This window comes from Falsirhodobacter xinxiangensis (genome assembly GCF_004959935.1).
In the GTDB taxonomy this organism is placed as follows: Bacteria; Pseudomonadota; Alphaproteobacteria; order Rhodobacterales; family Rhodobacteraceae; genus Falsirhodobacter; species Falsirhodobacter xinxiangensis.
Genome location: NZ_SMYN01000004.1, coordinates 256,946 through 271,587 on the forward strand (window position 1 = coordinate 256,946; position 14,642 = coordinate 271,587).

Genomic DNA, 14,642 nt, shown 5'->3' on the forward strand with positions numbered 1-14,642 from the left:
AACATGCTAGGGGCGTTCCCGAGAGAAGGAGACGCCCCATGTCCGGCCACGGCACCCCCGAACCCATGACCGCCCACCGCTCCGGCCCGCTGAAAGGCGTGGCGGAGATTCCGGGCGACAAGTCGATCAGCCACCGTGCGCTGATCTTCGGGGCGATGGCCGTTGGGGAAACCAAGATCACCGGGCTGCTGGAAGGGCAGGACGTGCTGGACACCGCCAAGGCCATGCGGGCTTTCGGTGCGGATGTGATCCAGCACGGCCCCGGCGCGTGGTCGGTGCATGGCGTCGGCGTCGGCGGCTTTCGCGAGCCGGAGGACGTGATCGACTGCGGCAATTCCGGCACCGGGGTGCGGCTCATCATGGGAACGATGGCGACCTCGCCGATTTCCGCGACGTTCACGGGGGATGCGTCCTTGCGCAAGCGTCCGATGGGGCGCGTGACAGATCCGCTGGCGCTGTTCGGGGCGCAGTCCTATGGCCGGAAGGGTGGGCGGCTGCCGCTGACGCTGGTGGGGGCGGCGAACCCGGTTCCGGTGCAATACACGACCCCGATGCCCTCGGCGCAGGTGAAATCGGCGGTGCTGCTGGCCGCGCTGAACGCGCCGGGCGAGACGGTCGTGACCGAGCGCGAGGCGACGCGGGACCATTCGGAACGGATGCTCGCGGGCTTCGGCGCGAAGCTGCATGTGGAGCGCACCAACGCCGGCAACGTCATCACCCTGCAGGGCCAGCCCGAACTGCGCCCGCAGGTCGTGGCCGTGCCGCGCGATCCGTCTTCGGCGGCGTTCCCGGTCTGCGCGGCGGTGATCGTCGAAGGGTCGGACATTCTGGTTCCCGGCGTGTCGCAGAACACCACCCGCAACGGGCTTTACCCGACGCTGGTGGAGATGGGCGCGGACATCACCTTCGAGAACCCGCGCGAGGAAGGTGGCGAGCCGGTGGCAGATCTGCGCGTGCGGGCATCGTCGCTGAAGGGGATCGAGGTGCCGCCGGAGCGTGCGCCCTCGATGATCGACGAATATCCGGTGCTGTCGGTCGTCGCGGCGTTCGCCGAGGGCAAGACCGTGATGCGCGGTGTGAAGGAATTGCGGGTCAAGGAATCCGACCGGATCGACGCGATGGCGCGCGGGTTGGAGGCTTGCGGCGTAACCATTGAGGAGGACGAGGACACGCTGATCGTCCACGGCCTTGGCGGCAAGGTGCCGGGCGGCGCGACGGTGGCCACCCATATCGACCACCGCATCGCGATGAGCTTTCTGGTGCTTGGCCTCGCCTCGCAGAAGCCGGTAACGGTGGATGACGGATCGCCCATCGCGACGTCCTTCCCGATCTTCGGCAAGCTGATGGCGGATCTGGGCGCGGATATCCGGTGATCTTCACGGTTGCGATAGACGGGCCGGCGGCGGCGGGCAAGGGCACCATCGCCCGCGCCGTGGCGGCGGAGTTCGGGTTCGCGCATCTGGACACGGGGCTGCTGTATCGCGCGGTGGGCGCGAAGGGCGGCGATCCGGTCGCGGCGGCGCAGTTGACCCCCGAGGATCTGGCGCGCGGCGATCTGCGGTCCTTGGAGGCGGGGCAGGCGGCCAGCCGCGTCGCCGCCATCCCCGAGGTGCGGGCCGCGCTGACCCGGTTCCAGCGGGACTTCGCGCGGCAGGACGGGGGCGCGGTTCTGGACGGGCGCGACATCGGCACGGTGATCTGCCCCGAGGCGGAGGTGAAGCTGTTCGTCACCGCTTCGGCGCTGGTGCGGGCGCATCGCCGCTGGCTGGAGGTCGGCGGCGACGAGGCCGAGGTGCTGGCGCAGGTGATCGAACGCGACGCGCGCGATGCCGAACGCGCGACCGCGCCGATGGTCGCGGCACCGGATGCGCTCTTGCTTGATACGACCGAATTGTCTATATCGGCGGCGATCGAGATGGCCGTCGAAGCCATCCGTCAAAGGATCGGACAGGGTCGGGCATAAAGCCTCGGGCCCTTTTCGCATTTCCACAAAGACCGGCGGAGCCAACCGCATGGCCAGAAAAACCGTATAAAGGAAACTGTAAACGCATGTGCGCTAAAGCAACTATGGACGAATTCGAAGCCCTTCTGAAGGAAAGCTTCGAGATCGACACCCCGGACGAAGGTTCGGTTGTCAAAGGCCGGGTCATCGCCATCGAGGCGGGTCAGGCCATCATCGACGTCGGCTACAAGATGGAAGGCCGCGTCGACCTGAAAGAATTCGCAAACCCCGGCGAGACCGCTGACATCAACGTCGGCGACGAAGTCGAGGTCTATCTGGACCGCGTCGAAAACGCGCGTGGCGAGGCTGTCATCAGCCGCGAGAAAGCCCGCCGCGAAGAAGCGTGGGACCGTCTGGAAAAAGCCTACGCCAACGAGACCCGCGTCGACGGCGCGATCTTCGGCCGTGTCAAAGGCGGCTTCACCGTCGATCTGGGCGGCGCTGTTGCGTTCCTTCCGGGCTCGCAGGTTGACGTCCGTCCGGTTCGCGACGCTGGCCCGCTGATGGGCATGAAGCAGCCGTTCCAGATTCTGAAAATGGACCGTCGTCGTGGCAACATCGTTGTCTCGCGTCGTGCGATCCTTGAAGAGTCGCGTGCCGAACAGCGTGCCGAAGTCATCTCCAACCTGACCGAAGGCCAGACCGTTGACGGTGTGGTCAAGAACATCACCGAATACGGTGCGTTCGTCGATCTGGGCGGCGTCGATGGCCTGCTGCACGTCACCGACATGGCATGGCGCCGCGTCAACCACCCGTCCGAGATCCTGTCGATCGGCGAGACCGTGAAGGTCCAGGTCATCAAGATCAACAAGGACACCCACCGCATCAGCCTGGGCATGAAACAGCTCCAGTCCGATCCGTGGGATTCGGTGGAAATCCAGTATCCGCTGGGTTCGGTCCACAAGGGCCGCGTCACGAACATCACCGATTACGGCGCGTTCGTGGAACTGGAAGCCGGTGTCGAAGGTCTGGTCCACGTCTCGGAAATGAGCTGGACCAAGAAGAACGTGCACCCCGGCAAGATCGTTTCGACCTCGCAAGAAGTCGACGTGATGGTGCTGGAAATCGATTCGGCGAAACGCCGCGTGTCGCTGGGCCTGAAACAGACCCAACGCAACCCGTGGGAAGTGTTCGCTGAAACGCATCCGGTCGGCACGAACATCGAAGGCGAAGTCAAGAACATCACCGAATTCGGTCTGTTCGTCGGTCTCGACAACGACATCGACGGCATGGTTCACCTTTCGGACCTGTCGTGGGACCAGCGCGGCGAAGACGCGATCCAGAACTATCGCAAAGGCGACACCGTTCAGGCGGCCGTCACCGAAGTCGATATCGAGAAAGAGCGTATCTCGCTCTCGATCAAGGCTCTGGGCGAAGACACGTTCACGGATGCAGTTGACGGCGTGAAGCGCGGCTCGATCGTGACCTGCGAGGTCACCGCGATCGAAGATGGCGGCATCGAGGTCGAATACAACAGCATGAAGGCCTTCATCCGTCGTTCGGATCTGGCCCGTGACCGTGCAGACCAGCGCCCCGAGCGTTTCCAGGTCGGTGACAAGGTCGATGCCCGCGTGACCAACGTGGACAGCAAGACCCGCCGTCTGGGCCTGTCGATCAAGGCGCGTGAAATCGCCGAAGAGAAAGAGGCCGTCGAACAGTATGGCTCGTCCGATTCGGGCGCGTCGCTGGGCGACATCCTGGGCGCAGCGCTCAAGAACAACCGCTGATCTGCCGCAAGGCAAATGGAAAGGCCCCGCGCATGTCGCGGGGCCTTTTTGCTTGTGGGGGTTTTCCTGTTTGTCACAGGAATTACATTGCGTATATTCAGGGGGATAAGCGCGGCAGAATGGCCGCATCGGGGGGGTAATGATACGATCAGAACTGATCCAGAAGATTGCCGACGAAAACCCGCACCTGACCCAGCGTCATGTCGAACGTATCGTCAGCACCGTGTTCGAGGAGATCATCGAAGCACTGTCGCGCGGTGATCGGGTGGAGCTTCGGGGCTTCGGTGCATTTTCCGTCAAAGCGCGGGAGGCGCGGGTCGGACGCAATCCGAGGACCGGCGAAGCCGTTGAAGTAGAGGATAAGAAAGTGCCGTTTTTCAAGACCGGGAAACTTTTGCGCGACAGGCTGAACGGGCGCTGAGATGGTCCGTGGCTTCCGTATCGCGCTGATCGCCGTCCTGTCGATCCTGCTTCTTGCCGTCGCCATGGCCAATCGCGGCCCGGTGACGGTTCGCCTTTTGCCCGAAAGCTTTGGCGCTTTCCTCGGGTTCTCGTGGCAGATGCAGCTGCCGCTGTTCCTCGTCATCCTTGGCGCGGCGGCGATCGGGTTGTTGATCGGATTCATCTGGGAATGGATTCGCGAACACAAGATCCGCAAGGTCGGCGTGAAGTCGCAGAAGGAAGCCGTGAAGCTTCGGGCGGAGGTTGCAAGCCTGCGAGAGCAGAAGCCGCAAGATGAGGTTCTGGCGCTTCTGGACCGGAAGTGAGCGGGATACGGGTCAAGATCTGCGGGCTGCGGACGGAAGCCGACATGGCTGCCGTTGCCGCGGCTGGCGCGCATTACGCAGGGCTGGTGTTCTTTGCCAAATCCCCGCGCCATCTGACGATCCCCGAGGCGAGGGCGCTGGCTTTCGCCGCCCCGGCGGGGCTGGCCAAGGTCGCGCTGGTGGTCGATGCCGATGATGCCGCGCTGGATTCCATCGTCGATCAGGTGCCGCTGGACATGTTGCAACTTCACGGCTCGGAATCGCCCGCACGGGTGGCCGAGGTGCGCGCGCGCTATGGCCTGCCGGTGATGAAGGCCATCGGCGTCGCGGACGAGGGCGATCTGGCGGACCTGCTGGAGATGAGCCTTGCCGCCGACCAGCTTCTGATCGACGCAAAGCCCACCGTGGATCTGCCGGGCGGCAACGGCATCGCCTTCGACTGGCGGCTGGTCGGCCGCCGCCGCTGGCTGAAGCCGTGGATGCTGGCGGGTGGGCTGACACCCGAGAACGTGGCCGAGGCGATCAGGCTGACCAATGTGCGGCAGGTGGATGTGTCCTCGGGGGTCGAGTCGGCGCGTGGGGTCAAGGATCACGCCAAGATCGCCGCCTTCGCCCGTGCCGCGCTTGGTCCTGCCGTTCCGCGTTTGCGCTGAACTGCCGCCGGGTGTAAACCGGACCGATCCAGCAGGAGAGAGCACATGGCCGAGGACGGCATCAACAGTTTCATGAACGGCCCGGACGAGAATGGCCGTTTCGGCATCTTCGGCGGGCGTTTCGTTTCCGAAACGCTGATGCCGCTGATCCTGGAGCTGGAAAAGTGCTATGACCACGCCAAGACCGACCCGAGCTTCTGGGCCGAGATGGACGATCTGTGGAAGAATTATGTCGGCCGTCCCAGCCCGCTCTACCTCGCATCGCGCCTGACGGAGCATCTTGGCGGGGCAAAGGTTTACCTCAAGCGCGAGGAGCTGAACCACACCGGCAGCCACAAGATCAACAACGTGCTGGGCCAGATCCTTCTGGCACGCCGGATGGGCAAGACGCGGATCATCGCGGAAACCGGGGCGGGGCAGCATGGTGTGGCGACGGCGACGGTCTGCGCCAAGTTCGGGCTGAAATGCATCGTCTATATGGGCGCGCATGACGTGGAACGGCAATCGCCCAACGTCTTCCGTATGCGCCTTCTGGGGGCGGAGGTGATTCCCGTCACCTCGGGTCGTGGCACGCTCAAAGATGCGATGAACGACGCGCTGCGCGACTGGGTTACCAATGTCCGCGACACCTTCTATTGCATCGGCACGGTCGCGGGCCCGCATCCCTATCCCGGCATGGTCCGCGATTTCCAATCCATCATCGGACGCGAGACGCGCGACCAGATGCAGGAGCAGGAGGGCCGCCTGCCCGACACCATCGTCGCGGCCATCGGCGGCGGGTCGAACGCGATGGGCCTGTTCCACCCGTTCCTCGACGATCCTTCGGTGAAGATCATCGGGGTCGAGGCCGGCGGCAAGGGCGTGGACGAGAAGATGCAGCACTGCGCCAGCCTGACCGGCGGGCGTCCGGGCGTGCTGCACGGCAACCGCACCTATCTTCTACAGGATCAGGACGGGCAGATCCTCGAAGGGTTCTCGATCTCGGCGGGTCTGGATTATCCCGGGATCGGGCCGGAACATGCGTGGCTGCACGATGTGGGCCGCGCGGAATATGTCTCCGTGACCGATGACGAGGCGTTGGGCGCGTTCCAGCTTCTGTGCCAGACCGAGGGCATCATCCCGGCGCTGGAATCCAGCCATGCCATCGCGCATGTGATCAAGCTGGCGCCGACGCTGCCCAAGGACCACATCATCGTCATCAACCTGTCGGGCCGTGGCGACAAGGACATCTTCACCGTCGCCAAGCATCTTGGCTTCGAGATGAAGGTCTAAAGCGCGTAGATCTGCAAGATTTCCATCGGCACCACGTCCAGCGTGCGCCGATGGGTCGCCTCCAGCCGCACCTGCGGGGCCGCGCCTTCCTCATGCGCCTGAAGGAAACGTGCGGCACACAGGCACCAGCGGTCGCCGGGGGCCAGCCCCTTGAACCCGTATTCCGGGCGCGGCGTGGACAGATCGTTGCCAAGATATTTCGACATCGCCAGAAACTCTGCCGTCATCACGGCGCAGACCGTGTGGCGACCCAGATCCGTGGTGCCGGTGTCGCAGCAGCCGTTGCGATAGAACCCCGTCAGCGGATCGACCGAACAGGATTCCAGCTTGCCGCCAAGGACGTTTTCCGAAGGCTCCATCATCTGAACCGATCCGCCAGTTTCTGCAGGGTGCTGCGTGTATCCTCGGGCGGCGGTTCTGCGGGCTTCGCCGGGCGCTCTGTCCCGGTGGAGGGCCGGGGCGGGGCCACCCGCTGCGCGACCGCGTTCAGGAACCGCGGCCCGTCGCCCGAAACAAGCGCCGCCGCCCCGTCCGACACGCCGCGCATCACGTCGTCCAGCCAGTCCGCCTCGGCCTTGGCGAAATCGGCAAGGACATAGCCCGCAACCCGGTCCTTGTGGCCGGGATGGCCGATGCCCAGCCGCACGCGGTCGTAAGCCTCGCCGATATGGGCGTGGATGGACCGCAGGCCGTTATGCCCGGCATGGCCGCCGCCGGTCTTCAGCCGCACCTTGCCGGGGGCGAGGTCCAATTCGTCATGGAACACCATCACATCGGCGGGGGTCAGCTTCCAGAAGCGCATCGCCTCGCCCACCGACTGGCCGGAGAGGTTCATGAAGGTTTCGGGCTTCAGCAGCACCGCCTTGTCGGACCCAAGCCGCCCTTCGGCCATCTGCCCCTGAAACCCGCGCTTCCATGGCCCGAAGCCGTGATCGGACGCGATCCGGTCCAATGCCATGAAGCCGATGTTGTGACGGTTTCCCGCATAACGTGCGCCGGGATTGCCCAGACCGACCAAAAGCTTCATCGCCGCCTCCGTTTGCATCCGTTCTAGGGACATCGCCCGAATGACGCAACCGCTTGACGCGGCGTCAATCTATGGCAACCTTTTGCCGCGTCTGAGGGGGTGACCATGTTTCTTGCGATGAACCGTTTCCGTATCCGTCCCGGTCAGGAGGATGCCTTCGAGGCGATCTGGAAAAACCGCGAAAGTCGGCTGCCGGAGGTTCCGGGCTTCGTGTCGTTCAACCTGCTGCGCGGGCCGGCGAAGGACGATCACGTCCTTTACGCCTCGCACACCATCTGGCGGGACGAGCAGAGCTTCCGCGACTGGACCCGGTCCGACGCCTTCCGCGAGGCGCATCGCGGCGCGGGCGGGTATGGTGATGTCTATGCCGGGCATCCGGAGCTGGAGCTTTTCTCCTCGGTCCAGCATATCGAGCCATGATCCCGACCGAGCCATGGCGGGCGGCGATCCTGGCGCGATTCCCCGAACTGGCCGGCGCGCGGTTCAAGCTGCGGAACGGCGGGTGGGACTGCATCGCGCTGGATGTCGGCGACCGCATGATCTTCAAGTTCCCGCGCAACCCGATCGCGGAACGCCGTCTGCGCCGCGAGGCGGGGCTGCTGGCGGTGCTGCATGCGCGCCTGCCGCTGCCGGTGCCGAAGATGGTGTTGCATCTGGGCCCGCCCGTCTTCTCGTCCCACAGAAAGCTGCCGGGCGATGTGCTGGAGCCGAAGGATTATGCCCGGCTGGACGCGACGGCCAAGGCGCGGCTGGCCCTCGATCTGGCGCGGTTCTTCGCCGCGCTTCATGCGCTGGACGTGACCGAGATGGCCGCGAACGGGGCGGTTCCCATCGAGGAGGGGCCAGATCCGGCGCTGGCGCTGCCGCATCTTTCGCACGTGTCCCGCCTTGCGGCAGAGGCGCTGCTGCGCGATCCGCTGCCGCCCGATCCCTTCGGCGATATCTACGGCTTTTTCGATGCGCATGGCTGGAACATGGCGTTCAACCATCGGCTTGGGGTGTTGAATGGCATCTATGATTTCGCCGACAGCGGCATCGGCCCGCTGCACCGCGAATTCGTCGCACCGCGCTTCCTGGGGCCGGACCTCGTGCCGCATATCCTGCGCGACTATGCCGCGATCACCGGGCGACAGGCCGATCCGGACCGCGTCCACCGGATCACCGGGCGCCACCGCCTGCAAGAGATCGTGGAGACGGACGATCCCGAAATGCGCCCCCGGATGATCGCCGCCTTCGACGATTGGGTGATGGGAAAATGAAAAGGGCGCGAAGGTCTCCCTTCGCGCCCCGATCCGTAGGCCGGTAAGGATCACTCCTCGGCGGCGTCGTCGCCTTCTTCGTTGTCCGACGAACGCAGGCCCGACGGGGCCGAGATGTTCGCGATGACGAAGTTGCGGTCGATGGTCGCGTTCACGCCTTTGGGCAGAACGACGTCGTTGATGTGGATCACATCGCCGATGTTCTTGCCGGTCAGGTCAACCGTGATGTGGTCCGGGATGTCGCCAGCGGTGACTTCCAGTTCGACCTCGTTGCGGACGACGACCAGAGTGCCGCCGCGCTTGAGGCCCGGTGCCGCATCGTGGTTGATGAAGTCAACGTGGATGAACAGGTTCACGCGCGACGTGCGACGCAGGCGCATCAGGTCGAGGTGCGTGGGCAGATCTTTGACGACATCGCGCTGAACGCCGCGGCAGATGACGCGCACGTCTTCCTGACCTTCAACCTTCAGGTTGAACAGCGTCGAAAGGAAGCGGCCCTGCTTCAGCTTTTTCAGCAGCATGTTGTAGTTGACGTTGATGGCCAGCGGGTCGACACCGCCACCATAAACGACACCGGGTACGTTGCCCTCACGACGAGCTTGACGAGCGGCCCCCTTGCCAGTCCCCGTCCGCACCACGGCAACAAGATCCGGGATCTCTTTAGCCATTGGTATTCTCCATATGTAAATCGTCCCATCCTCCAAGGGTGCATGGGATCGAAGCCGTGCCGTTACAGGGGAATCGCCGCGGCGTCAACGACCATCCGGCATCAGGAAATGCCCTGTGGCCTGCGCGAACAGGCGCGATCGGTTGTCCTGCCATGCCTCGACATGGACCGAGGCATAACGGCGACCCGATCGGTTGACCCGCGCGCGGGCATAGGCGTCGCGCGGAAGGCCGGACCGCAGGTAATCCACGGTGATGCCGATGGTCTTGGGCAAGGCGGGTAGGGGCAGGCCGCCCGCCTCCACGTCCTTCCACTGGATCTGCCATGCCAGTTCGACGATGGACGCGACTTCTAGAAACGCCGCCGTCACGCCGCCGTGCAAGGCGGGCAGCATCGGGTTGCCGATCAGCATGTCCTGATAAGGCAGCACGGCGGTCAACTCGTCCCCCCGGCGGTCGAACCGGATGCCGAGGAAGCCGATATAGGGCACCCCGGCCACCAGCGCCGCAAGCGCGGTGTCGCGCCGTTGTTTCACCACCTGAACGGGTTCGGGGGTCATGGCGTCATCTCCCTCACGACGGTGAAGGTGCCAGTGGACATGGCCACGGGCTTTTCGCCATCGTCGAAGGTGGTTGCCCGGACGAAGGCGACGGTGCGGGTGACGTGGTGGCATTCCGCCCGCGCGCGCAGCCGCTGCCCCGGCGTCGCGGGGCGCATGTAGTCGATGCGCAGGTCCAGCGTCGCTGTGATGCCCGCCGCTTCGGGGTGGGACATGACGGCGGCGCCCGATGCGGTATCCATCAGGACCGACACCGCGCCGCCCGCGATCACGCCCGTCGCCGGATCGCCCACCAGCCGCGCGTCCCACGGCATGGACAGCACCGCCCAGCCGTCGCCAGCCTCGTCCAATGTCATGGACAGGGCGGCGCAATGAGGCAGCGCGGCAAGGAAACGGCGGGCAGAGTCGAGAGCATCCATTCCCCTGATCTGCACCCTCGCGCGATCTGCCGCAAGAGATTTGAGCCGCCCGCGCCGCGCACTACCATCACCTTGCAGGAGGACCGGCATGAACGAAAAGCTGAACTTCAAGGAAATGGTGGAACGGTTCGACGTCACCCCCCGCACCTTGCGCTACTACGAATACATCGAGCTGCTGCAGCCCGAAAAGGAAGGCCGTGCACGCTTTTACGGCCCGCGCGAGGTGGCTCGCATGACGCTGATCCTGCGCGGGCGGCGGTTCGGTTTCAGCCTTGAGGAAATCCGCCAGTGGCTGCTGATCTATGAACGCGAGGGGACCGCGGCGCAGCAGGCGGCGATGGCCGCGCTGGCCGACAAGCGGCTGGAGGAGATGATCCGCGAACGCGATGCGCTGGACAGCGCGATCACCGATCTGCGCGCGCTGCGGGCCTCGGCCATGGCAATCACCCGGCATTGACGCGACGTTACGCTAACGTCAACGTAAACCCGTGCTAGGGTCAGGGTCGGCAAGCACGGGAACACCCATGACCGACAGGCTGATGACGATCCGCGAAATGTGCGCCGAATTTTCGGTGACGCCGCGAACCTTGCGCTTCTATGAATCCAAGGAGCTGATCTTTCCGATCCGCGACGGCACCCGCCGTCTTTTCACCCGCCGCGACCGTGCCCGGTTGAAGCTGATCCTGCGCGGCAAGCGTTTCGGCTTCAGCCTCGAAGACATCCGCCAGCTTCTGGACCTTTACGACCGCGATCAGGGCGCGGCGCAGATCGCGCGCACCTATGACCTTGCCCGCCAGCGCCTTGCCGCAATGGAGGCGCAGCGCGCCGAGTTGGACGAGGCGATCACCGAACTTCGCCAGCAGCTTGAACAAGGCGCGCAGACCCTTGCCGGTTTCCGCAGCGCCGCCGAATAGGAGGAAGGAATGACGATCTATCGCGCCCCGGTCGAGGATATGCAGTTCGTGCTGCACCATGTCCTGAACCTGTCCGAAACCTATCCCGATCTTGACGAGGCGTTCACCGAAGCGATCCTGACCGAAGCCGCGAAACTGTCCGAGGAGGTTCTGGCCCCGCTGAACGCCAGCGGCGATGCCGAAGGGTGCCGGTTGGAAAATGGCGTGGTCCGCACGCCCAAGGGCTTCCCCGAAGCGTTCGCGGCAATGAAGGAAGGCGGCTGGCCCGCCATAGACTGCGCCGAGGAATATGGCGGGCAGGGGCTTCCCTATCTGATGCACACGGCGGTGGGCGAGATGTTCGTGTCGGCCAACATGGCCTTCAACATGTATCAGGGCCTGACCCACGGCGCCTACAGCGCGATCCTGCTGCATGGCACGGATGCGCAGAAGCGGACCTATCTGCCGAAACTGGCGTCCTGCGACTGGACCGGGACGATGAACCTGACCGAACCCCATGCCGGGACCGACCTTGGCATCATGCGCACCAAGGCCGAACCGCAGGAGGATGGCAGCTTCCTGATCACCGGGACCAAGATATTCATTTCCGCAGGCGATCACGATCTGGCGGAAAACATCGTCCATCTGGTGCTGGCCAAGGCTCCGGGCGGCGGGGACGGCACGCGCGGGGTCAGCCTGTTCATCGTGCCGAAATTCCTTGTGAACGAGGATGGCAGCCTTGGAGATCGCAACACCGTCACCACCTCGAAGATCGAGGAGAAGATGGGCATCCACGCCAATTCGACCTGCGTGATGAATTTCGACGGGGCGAAAGGCTGGCTGCTGGGCGGTCTGCACAAGGGCATGAAGGGCATGTTCACGATGATGAACGAGGCCCGGCTTGGGGTCGCCCTTCAAGGCTATGCCGTGGCCGAGCCTGCGTATCAGAACGCGGTCGCCTATGCCAAGGAGCGGCTGCAGGGGCGCGGCATCCCTCCGGCGAACCCCGAAGGCCCCGCCGATCCGCTGATCGTGCATCCCGACATCCGTCGCAGCCTGATGGACCAGAAAAGCTTCCTCGAAGGCGCGCGGGCCTTCACCTTCTGGGGCGCGTCGTTGATCGACAAGGCCAAGACCGACCCCGAGGCCGAGGCGCTGATCTCGCTACTGACGCCGGTGCTGAAGGGGTTCCAGACCGACATGGGATACCAATGCGCGACGCAGGCGCAGCAGGTCTTCGGCGGGCACGGCTATATCGAGGAAACCGGCATGTCGCAGTTCGTGCGCGATGCCCGGATCGCGATGATCTATGAAGGGGCGAACGGCATTCAGGCGCTGGACCTCGTGGGGCGCAAGCTGGCGCTGGACGGCGGCAAGCCGATCATGGCGTTCTTCGAGATGATCAAGACCTTCTGTCGCGAGAATGACGGACCGGAAATGGCGGGTTTCGTCCAGCCGTTGAAAGCCGCCTCCAAGGATCTGCAAACCGCCGCGATGTATTTCATGGAGAACATGAAGACCCCCAATGCCGCGCTGTCCGGGGCTTATGACTTCATGCACATGATGGGGCATGTCTGCCTTGGTTTCATGTGGGCCCGGATGGCGAAGGCGGCGTCGGGCCAGCAGGGCGACTTTGCCGCGGCCAAGCTGGCGACGGGCCGCTATTACATGGCGCGGCACCTTCCGGCGACGGCGATGCATCTGGCGCGGATCAAAAGCGGCGCGGACCCGGTCATGGCGCTGCCGGCAGAGGCGTTCTGATGCAGACGCCCGAAACCCATGGCAGTTGCCAATGCGGGGCGGTGCGGTTCCATCTGAAGGCGGGCGAGACCAAGGCGAACGTCTGCCATTGCCGCATGTGCCAGCGGGCGGCGGGCAATGCCTTTGCCTCGCTGCTGATGTGCGATGATGCGATGCTGACATGGTATGGCACGCCGTCCGTCTTCGCCTCGTCCAGCATCGCACATCGCGGGTTCTGCGGTCGCTGCGGCACGCCGATGTTCTATCGCCAGCATGGCGGCCCGACCGAGATCATGTCGGGCTGCCTGCCGCCCGATTTCCCGTTCCAGCCGGTCCGCAATGACGGCATCGAATCCCGCCACGCATGGGTGAACCGCATCGCGGATTTGCCCGACAGCCCCACGCGCGAGGAGTTGACCCGCGCGACCTTGCACCAAGCCCCGGAGAGATCATGAGCGAAGCCTTCATCTATGACGCCATCCGCACCCCGCGGGGCAAGGGCCGCCCCGACGGCGCGCTGCACGAGGTCACGGCGGTGCGCCTGTCCGCCGGTGTTCTGGACGCGCTGGCCGAACGCAACGGCCTTTCGGGCCACGCGGTCGAGGATGTGATCTGGGGGAACGTGACGCAGGTGGGCGAGCAGGGCGGCTGCCTTGCGCGGTCCGCCGTTCTGGCATCAGGGCTGGATCAGCGGATTCCCGGCCTTGCGATCAACCGTTTCTGCGCAAGCGGGCTGGAGGCGGTGAACCTTGCTGCCGCGCAGGCGCGTCTTGGCGGCGGTTACATCGCGGGCGGGGTGGAGATGATGAGCCGCGTTGCCATGGGCAGCGACGGCGCGGCGATTGCCGTGGACCCCTCGCTGGCGATGAACACGGGTTTTGTGCCGCAGGGGATTTCGGCGGACCTGATCGCGACCGAATACGGGTTCAGCCGTGACGACGCAGATGCCTTCGCCGTGGAAAGCCAGCGCCGCGCGGCCGCGGCTTGGGAGGATGGGCGCTTTTCCCGCTCGGTCGTGCCGGTGCGCGATATGAACGGGCTGACGATCCTTGGGCATGACGAACACATGCGCCCCGGCACCGACATGCAGGCCTTGGGCGCGCTGAAACCCGCATTCAAGGACATCGGCGAGGCGATGCCCGGTTTCGACAAGATCGCGCTGATGAAATACCCGCATCTGCAACGGATCGAGCATATCCATCACGCCGGGAACAGTTCCGGCATCGTGGACGGGGCGGCGGGCGTGCTGATCGGCGACGCCGAGTTCGGCGCGGCGCATGGCCTGACCCCGCGCGCGCGCATCCGTGCGACGGCCAAGATCGGCACCGAGCCGACGATCATGTTGACAGGGCCGGTTCCGGTTACGGAACGCATCCTTCGCGCGGCGGGGATGCAGATCGGCGACATCGACCTGTTCGAGGTGAACGAGGCATTCTCCTCCGTCGTGCTGCGTTTCATGCAGGCGTTCGACGTCGATCATTCGAAGGTCAACGTGAACGGCGGTGCGATTGCCATGGGCCATCCGCTGGGCGCGACGGGCGCAATCATCATCGGCACGCTGCTGGACGAATTGGAGCGGTCGGGAAAAAGCACGGGGCTTGCGACGTTGTGCGTCGCCTCGGGCATGGGCGCGGCAACGATCATCGAACGGGTGTGA

Annotated in this window: 19 protein-coding genes; 14 read left to right on the forward strand and 5 right to left on the reverse strand. The window is 64.7% G+C overall.

Translation table 11 applies throughout. The annotated features are described in order from the left end of the window. Window positions 1–38: 38 nt before the first annotated feature. From aroA to trpB, 7 genes are all read left to right on the forward strand, one after another. Window positions 39–1,373 carry a 3-phosphoshikimate 1-carboxyvinyltransferase gene (aroA, locus tag E2K76_RS07210; RefSeq protein WP_136683606.1) on the forward strand — a complete coding sequence of 445 codons (1,335 nt, stop codon included), beginning with the start codon at window positions 39–41 and terminating at the stop codon, window positions 1,371–1,373. Next, on the forward strand, window positions 1,370–1,963 hold the full coding sequence (locus tag E2K76_RS07215) for a (d)CMP kinase (RefSeq protein WP_136683607.1): 594 nt from the start codon (window positions 1,370–1,372) through the stop codon (window positions 1,961–1,963). The genes aroA and E2K76_RS07215 overlap by 4 nt, the downstream gene beginning before the upstream one ends. Window positions 1,964–2,049: 86 nt before the next feature. Then, window positions 2,050–3,729 carry a 30S ribosomal protein S1 gene (gene rpsA / locus E2K76_RS07220; RefSeq protein ID WP_136683608.1) on the forward strand — a complete coding sequence of 560 codons (1,680 nt, stop codon included), beginning with the start codon at window positions 2,050–2,052 and terminating at the stop codon, window positions 3,727–3,729. A gap of 139 nt (window positions 3,730–3,868) precedes the next feature. Beyond that, window positions 3,869–4,150 carry an integration host factor subunit beta gene (gene ihfB, locus E2K76_RS07225; RefSeq protein ID WP_136683609.1) on the forward strand — a complete coding sequence of 94 codons (282 nt, stop codon included), beginning with the start codon at window positions 3,869–3,871 and terminating at the stop codon, window positions 4,148–4,150. A gap of 1 nt (window position 4,151) precedes the next feature. Beyond that, a complete protein-coding gene (locus tag E2K76_RS07230) occupies window positions 4,152–4,496 on the forward strand; it encodes a lipopolysaccharide assembly protein LapA domain-containing protein (RefSeq protein WP_136683610.1) in 345 nt (114 codons plus the stop codon). Continuing rightward, on the forward strand, window positions 4,493–5,149 hold the full coding sequence (locus tag E2K76_RS07235) for a phosphoribosylanthranilate isomerase (protein ID WP_136683611.1): 657 nt from the start codon (window positions 4,493–4,495) through the stop codon (window positions 5,147–5,149). The genes E2K76_RS07230 and E2K76_RS07235 overlap by 4 nt, the downstream gene beginning before the upstream one ends. 45 nt (window positions 5,150–5,194) lie before the next feature. Then, the gene (gene trpB, locus E2K76_RS07240; RefSeq protein WP_136683612.1) at window positions 5,195–6,421 is read left to right on the forward strand and encodes a tryptophan synthase subunit beta; all 1,227 of its coding nucleotides are present in this window, start codon (window positions 5,195–5,197) and stop codon (window positions 6,419–6,421) included. Here trpB and E2K76_RS07245 read toward each other — a convergent pair. Together E2K76_RS07245 and pth are read right to left on the reverse strand one after the other, a co-directional pair. After that, window positions 6,418–6,783: a DUF2237 family protein gene (locus tag E2K76_RS07245; protein ID WP_136683613.1), complete on the reverse strand. Its 366-nt coding sequence runs from the start codon at window positions 6,781–6,783 to the stop codon at window positions 6,418–6,420. The genes trpB and E2K76_RS07245 overlap by 4 nt on opposite strands. Next, a complete protein-coding gene (gene pth, locus E2K76_RS07250; protein WP_136683614.1) occupies window positions 6,780–7,448 on the reverse strand; it encodes an aminoacyl-tRNA hydrolase in 669 nt (222 codons plus the stop codon). The genes E2K76_RS07245 and pth overlap by 4 nt, the downstream gene beginning before the upstream one ends. Before the next feature lie 105 nt (window positions 7,449–7,553). Here pth and E2K76_RS07255 point away from each other — a divergent pair, with 105 nt between their 5' ends. Further along, complete coding sequence (locus tag E2K76_RS07255; RefSeq protein WP_136683615.1) at window positions 7,554–7,868, forward strand: antibiotic biosynthesis monooxygenase family protein; 315 nt, start codon at window positions 7,554–7,556, stop codon at window positions 7,866–7,868. Next, a complete protein-coding gene (locus E2K76_RS07260; protein WP_136683616.1) occupies window positions 7,865–8,707 on the forward strand; it encodes a phosphotransferase family protein in 843 nt (280 codons plus the stop codon). Before E2K76_RS07255 ends, E2K76_RS07260 begins: the two co-directional genes overlap by 4 nt. A 50-nt stretch (window positions 8,708–8,757) precedes the next feature. Here E2K76_RS07260 and E2K76_RS07265 read toward each other — a convergent pair whose 3' ends face one another. From E2K76_RS07265 to E2K76_RS07275, 3 genes are all read right to left on the reverse strand, one after another. Beyond that, entirely contained in the window at window positions 8,758–9,375 is a 618-nt protein-coding gene (locus tag E2K76_RS07265; protein WP_136683617.1) for a 50S ribosomal protein L25/general stress protein Ctc, read from the reverse strand. Between the two features lie 84 nt (window positions 9,376–9,459). Continuing rightward, the gene (locus tag E2K76_RS07270; RefSeq protein WP_136683618.1) at window positions 9,460–9,933 is read right to left on the reverse strand and encodes a PaaI family thioesterase; all 474 of its coding nucleotides are present in this window, start codon (window positions 9,931–9,933) and stop codon (window positions 9,460–9,462) included. After that, complete coding sequence (locus E2K76_RS07275; RefSeq protein WP_136683619.1) at window positions 9,930–10,352, reverse strand: PaaI family thioesterase; 423 nt, start codon at window positions 10,350–10,352, stop codon at window positions 9,930–9,932. The genes E2K76_RS07270 and E2K76_RS07275 overlap by 4 nt, the downstream gene beginning before the upstream one ends. Before the next feature lie 88 nt (window positions 10,353–10,440). Between E2K76_RS07275 and E2K76_RS07280 the strand changes: the two genes are divergently transcribed. From E2K76_RS07280 to E2K76_RS07300, 5 genes are all read left to right on the forward strand, one after another. Continuing rightward, window positions 10,441–10,809, forward strand: a complete 369-nt coding sequence (locus E2K76_RS07280; protein WP_136683620.1) for a MerR family transcriptional regulator — start codon at window positions 10,441–10,443, stop codon at window positions 10,807–10,809. Between the two features lie 67 nt (window positions 10,810–10,876). Continuing rightward, complete coding sequence (locus E2K76_RS07285; protein WP_136683621.1) at window positions 10,877–11,266, forward strand: MerR family transcriptional regulator; 390 nt, start codon at window positions 10,877–10,879, stop codon at window positions 11,264–11,266. Between the two features lie 9 nt (window positions 11,267–11,275). Continuing rightward, entirely contained in the window at window positions 11,276–13,006 is a 1,731-nt protein-coding gene (locus tag E2K76_RS07290) for an acyl-CoA dehydrogenase C-terminal domain-containing protein (RefSeq protein ID WP_136683622.1), read from the forward strand. Beyond that, a complete protein-coding gene (locus E2K76_RS07295) occupies window positions 13,006–13,440 on the forward strand; it encodes a GFA family protein (RefSeq protein ID WP_136683623.1) in 435 nt (144 codons plus the stop codon). The genes E2K76_RS07290 and E2K76_RS07295 overlap by 1 nt, the downstream gene beginning before the upstream one ends. Then, window positions 13,437–14,642 (forward strand): acetyl-CoA C-acetyltransferase, encoded by a 1,206-nt coding sequence (locus E2K76_RS07300; protein ID WP_136683624.1) that lies wholly within the window; start codon window positions 13,437–13,439, stop codon window positions 14,640–14,642. The genes E2K76_RS07295 and E2K76_RS07300 overlap by 4 nt, the downstream gene beginning before the upstream one ends.

Coding starts and splice junctions, on each gene's coding strand:
- aroA (WP_136683606.1), top strand. CDS start 39: ATGTCCGGCCACGGCACCCCCGAACCCATGACCGCCCACCGCTCCGGC.
- rpsA (WP_136683608.1), top strand. CDS start 2,050: ATGTGCGCTAAAGCAACTATGGACGAATTCGAAGCCCTTCTGAAGGAA.
- ihfB (WP_136683609.1), top strand. CDS start 3,869: ATGATACGATCAGAACTGATCCAGAAGATTGCCGACGAAAACCCGCAC.
- E2K76_RS07230 (WP_136683610.1), top strand. CDS start 4,152: ATGGTCCGTGGCTTCCGTATCGCGCTGATCGCCGTCCTGTCGATCCTG.
- trpB (WP_136683612.1), top strand. CDS start 5,195: ATGGCCGAGGACGGCATCAACAGTTTCATGAACGGCCCGGACGAGAAT.
- E2K76_RS07245 (WP_136683613.1), bottom strand. CDS start 6,783: ATGATGGAGCCTTCGGAAAACGTCCTTGGCGGCAAGCTGGAATCCTGT.
- pth (WP_136683614.1), bottom strand. CDS start 7,448: ATGAAGCTTTTGGTCGGTCTGGGCAATCCCGGCGCACGTTATGCGGGA.
- E2K76_RS07255 (WP_136683615.1), top strand. CDS start 7,554: ATGTTTCTTGCGATGAACCGTTTCCGTATCCGTCCCGGTCAGGAGGAT.
- E2K76_RS07260 (WP_136683616.1), top strand. CDS start 7,865: ATGATCCCGACCGAGCCATGGCGGGCGGCGATCCTGGCGCGATTCCCC.
- E2K76_RS07265 (WP_136683617.1), bottom strand. CDS start 9,375: ATGGCTAAAGAGATCCCGGATCTTGTTGCCGTGGTGCGGACGGGGACT.
- E2K76_RS07270 (WP_136683618.1), bottom strand. CDS start 9,933: ATGACCCCCGAACCCGTTCAGGTGGTGAAACAACGGCGCGACACCGCG.
- E2K76_RS07275 (WP_136683619.1), bottom strand. CDS start 10,352: ATGGATGCTCTCGACTCTGCCCGCCGTTTCCTTGCCGCGCTGCCTCAT.
- E2K76_RS07280 (WP_136683620.1), top strand. CDS start 10,441: ATGAACGAAAAGCTGAACTTCAAGGAAATGGTGGAACGGTTCGACGTC.
- E2K76_RS07285 (WP_136683621.1), top strand. CDS start 10,877: ATGACCGACAGGCTGATGACGATCCGCGAAATGTGCGCCGAATTTTCG.
- E2K76_RS07290 (WP_136683622.1), top strand. CDS start 11,276: ATGACGATCTATCGCGCCCCGGTCGAGGATATGCAGTTCGTGCTGCAC.
- E2K76_RS07295 (WP_136683623.1), top strand. CDS start 13,006: ATGCAGACGCCCGAAACCCATGGCAGTTGCCAATGCGGGGCGGTGCGG.
- E2K76_RS07300 (WP_136683624.1), top strand. CDS start 13,437: ATGAGCGAAGCCTTCATCTATGACGCCATCCGCACCCCGCGGGGCAAG.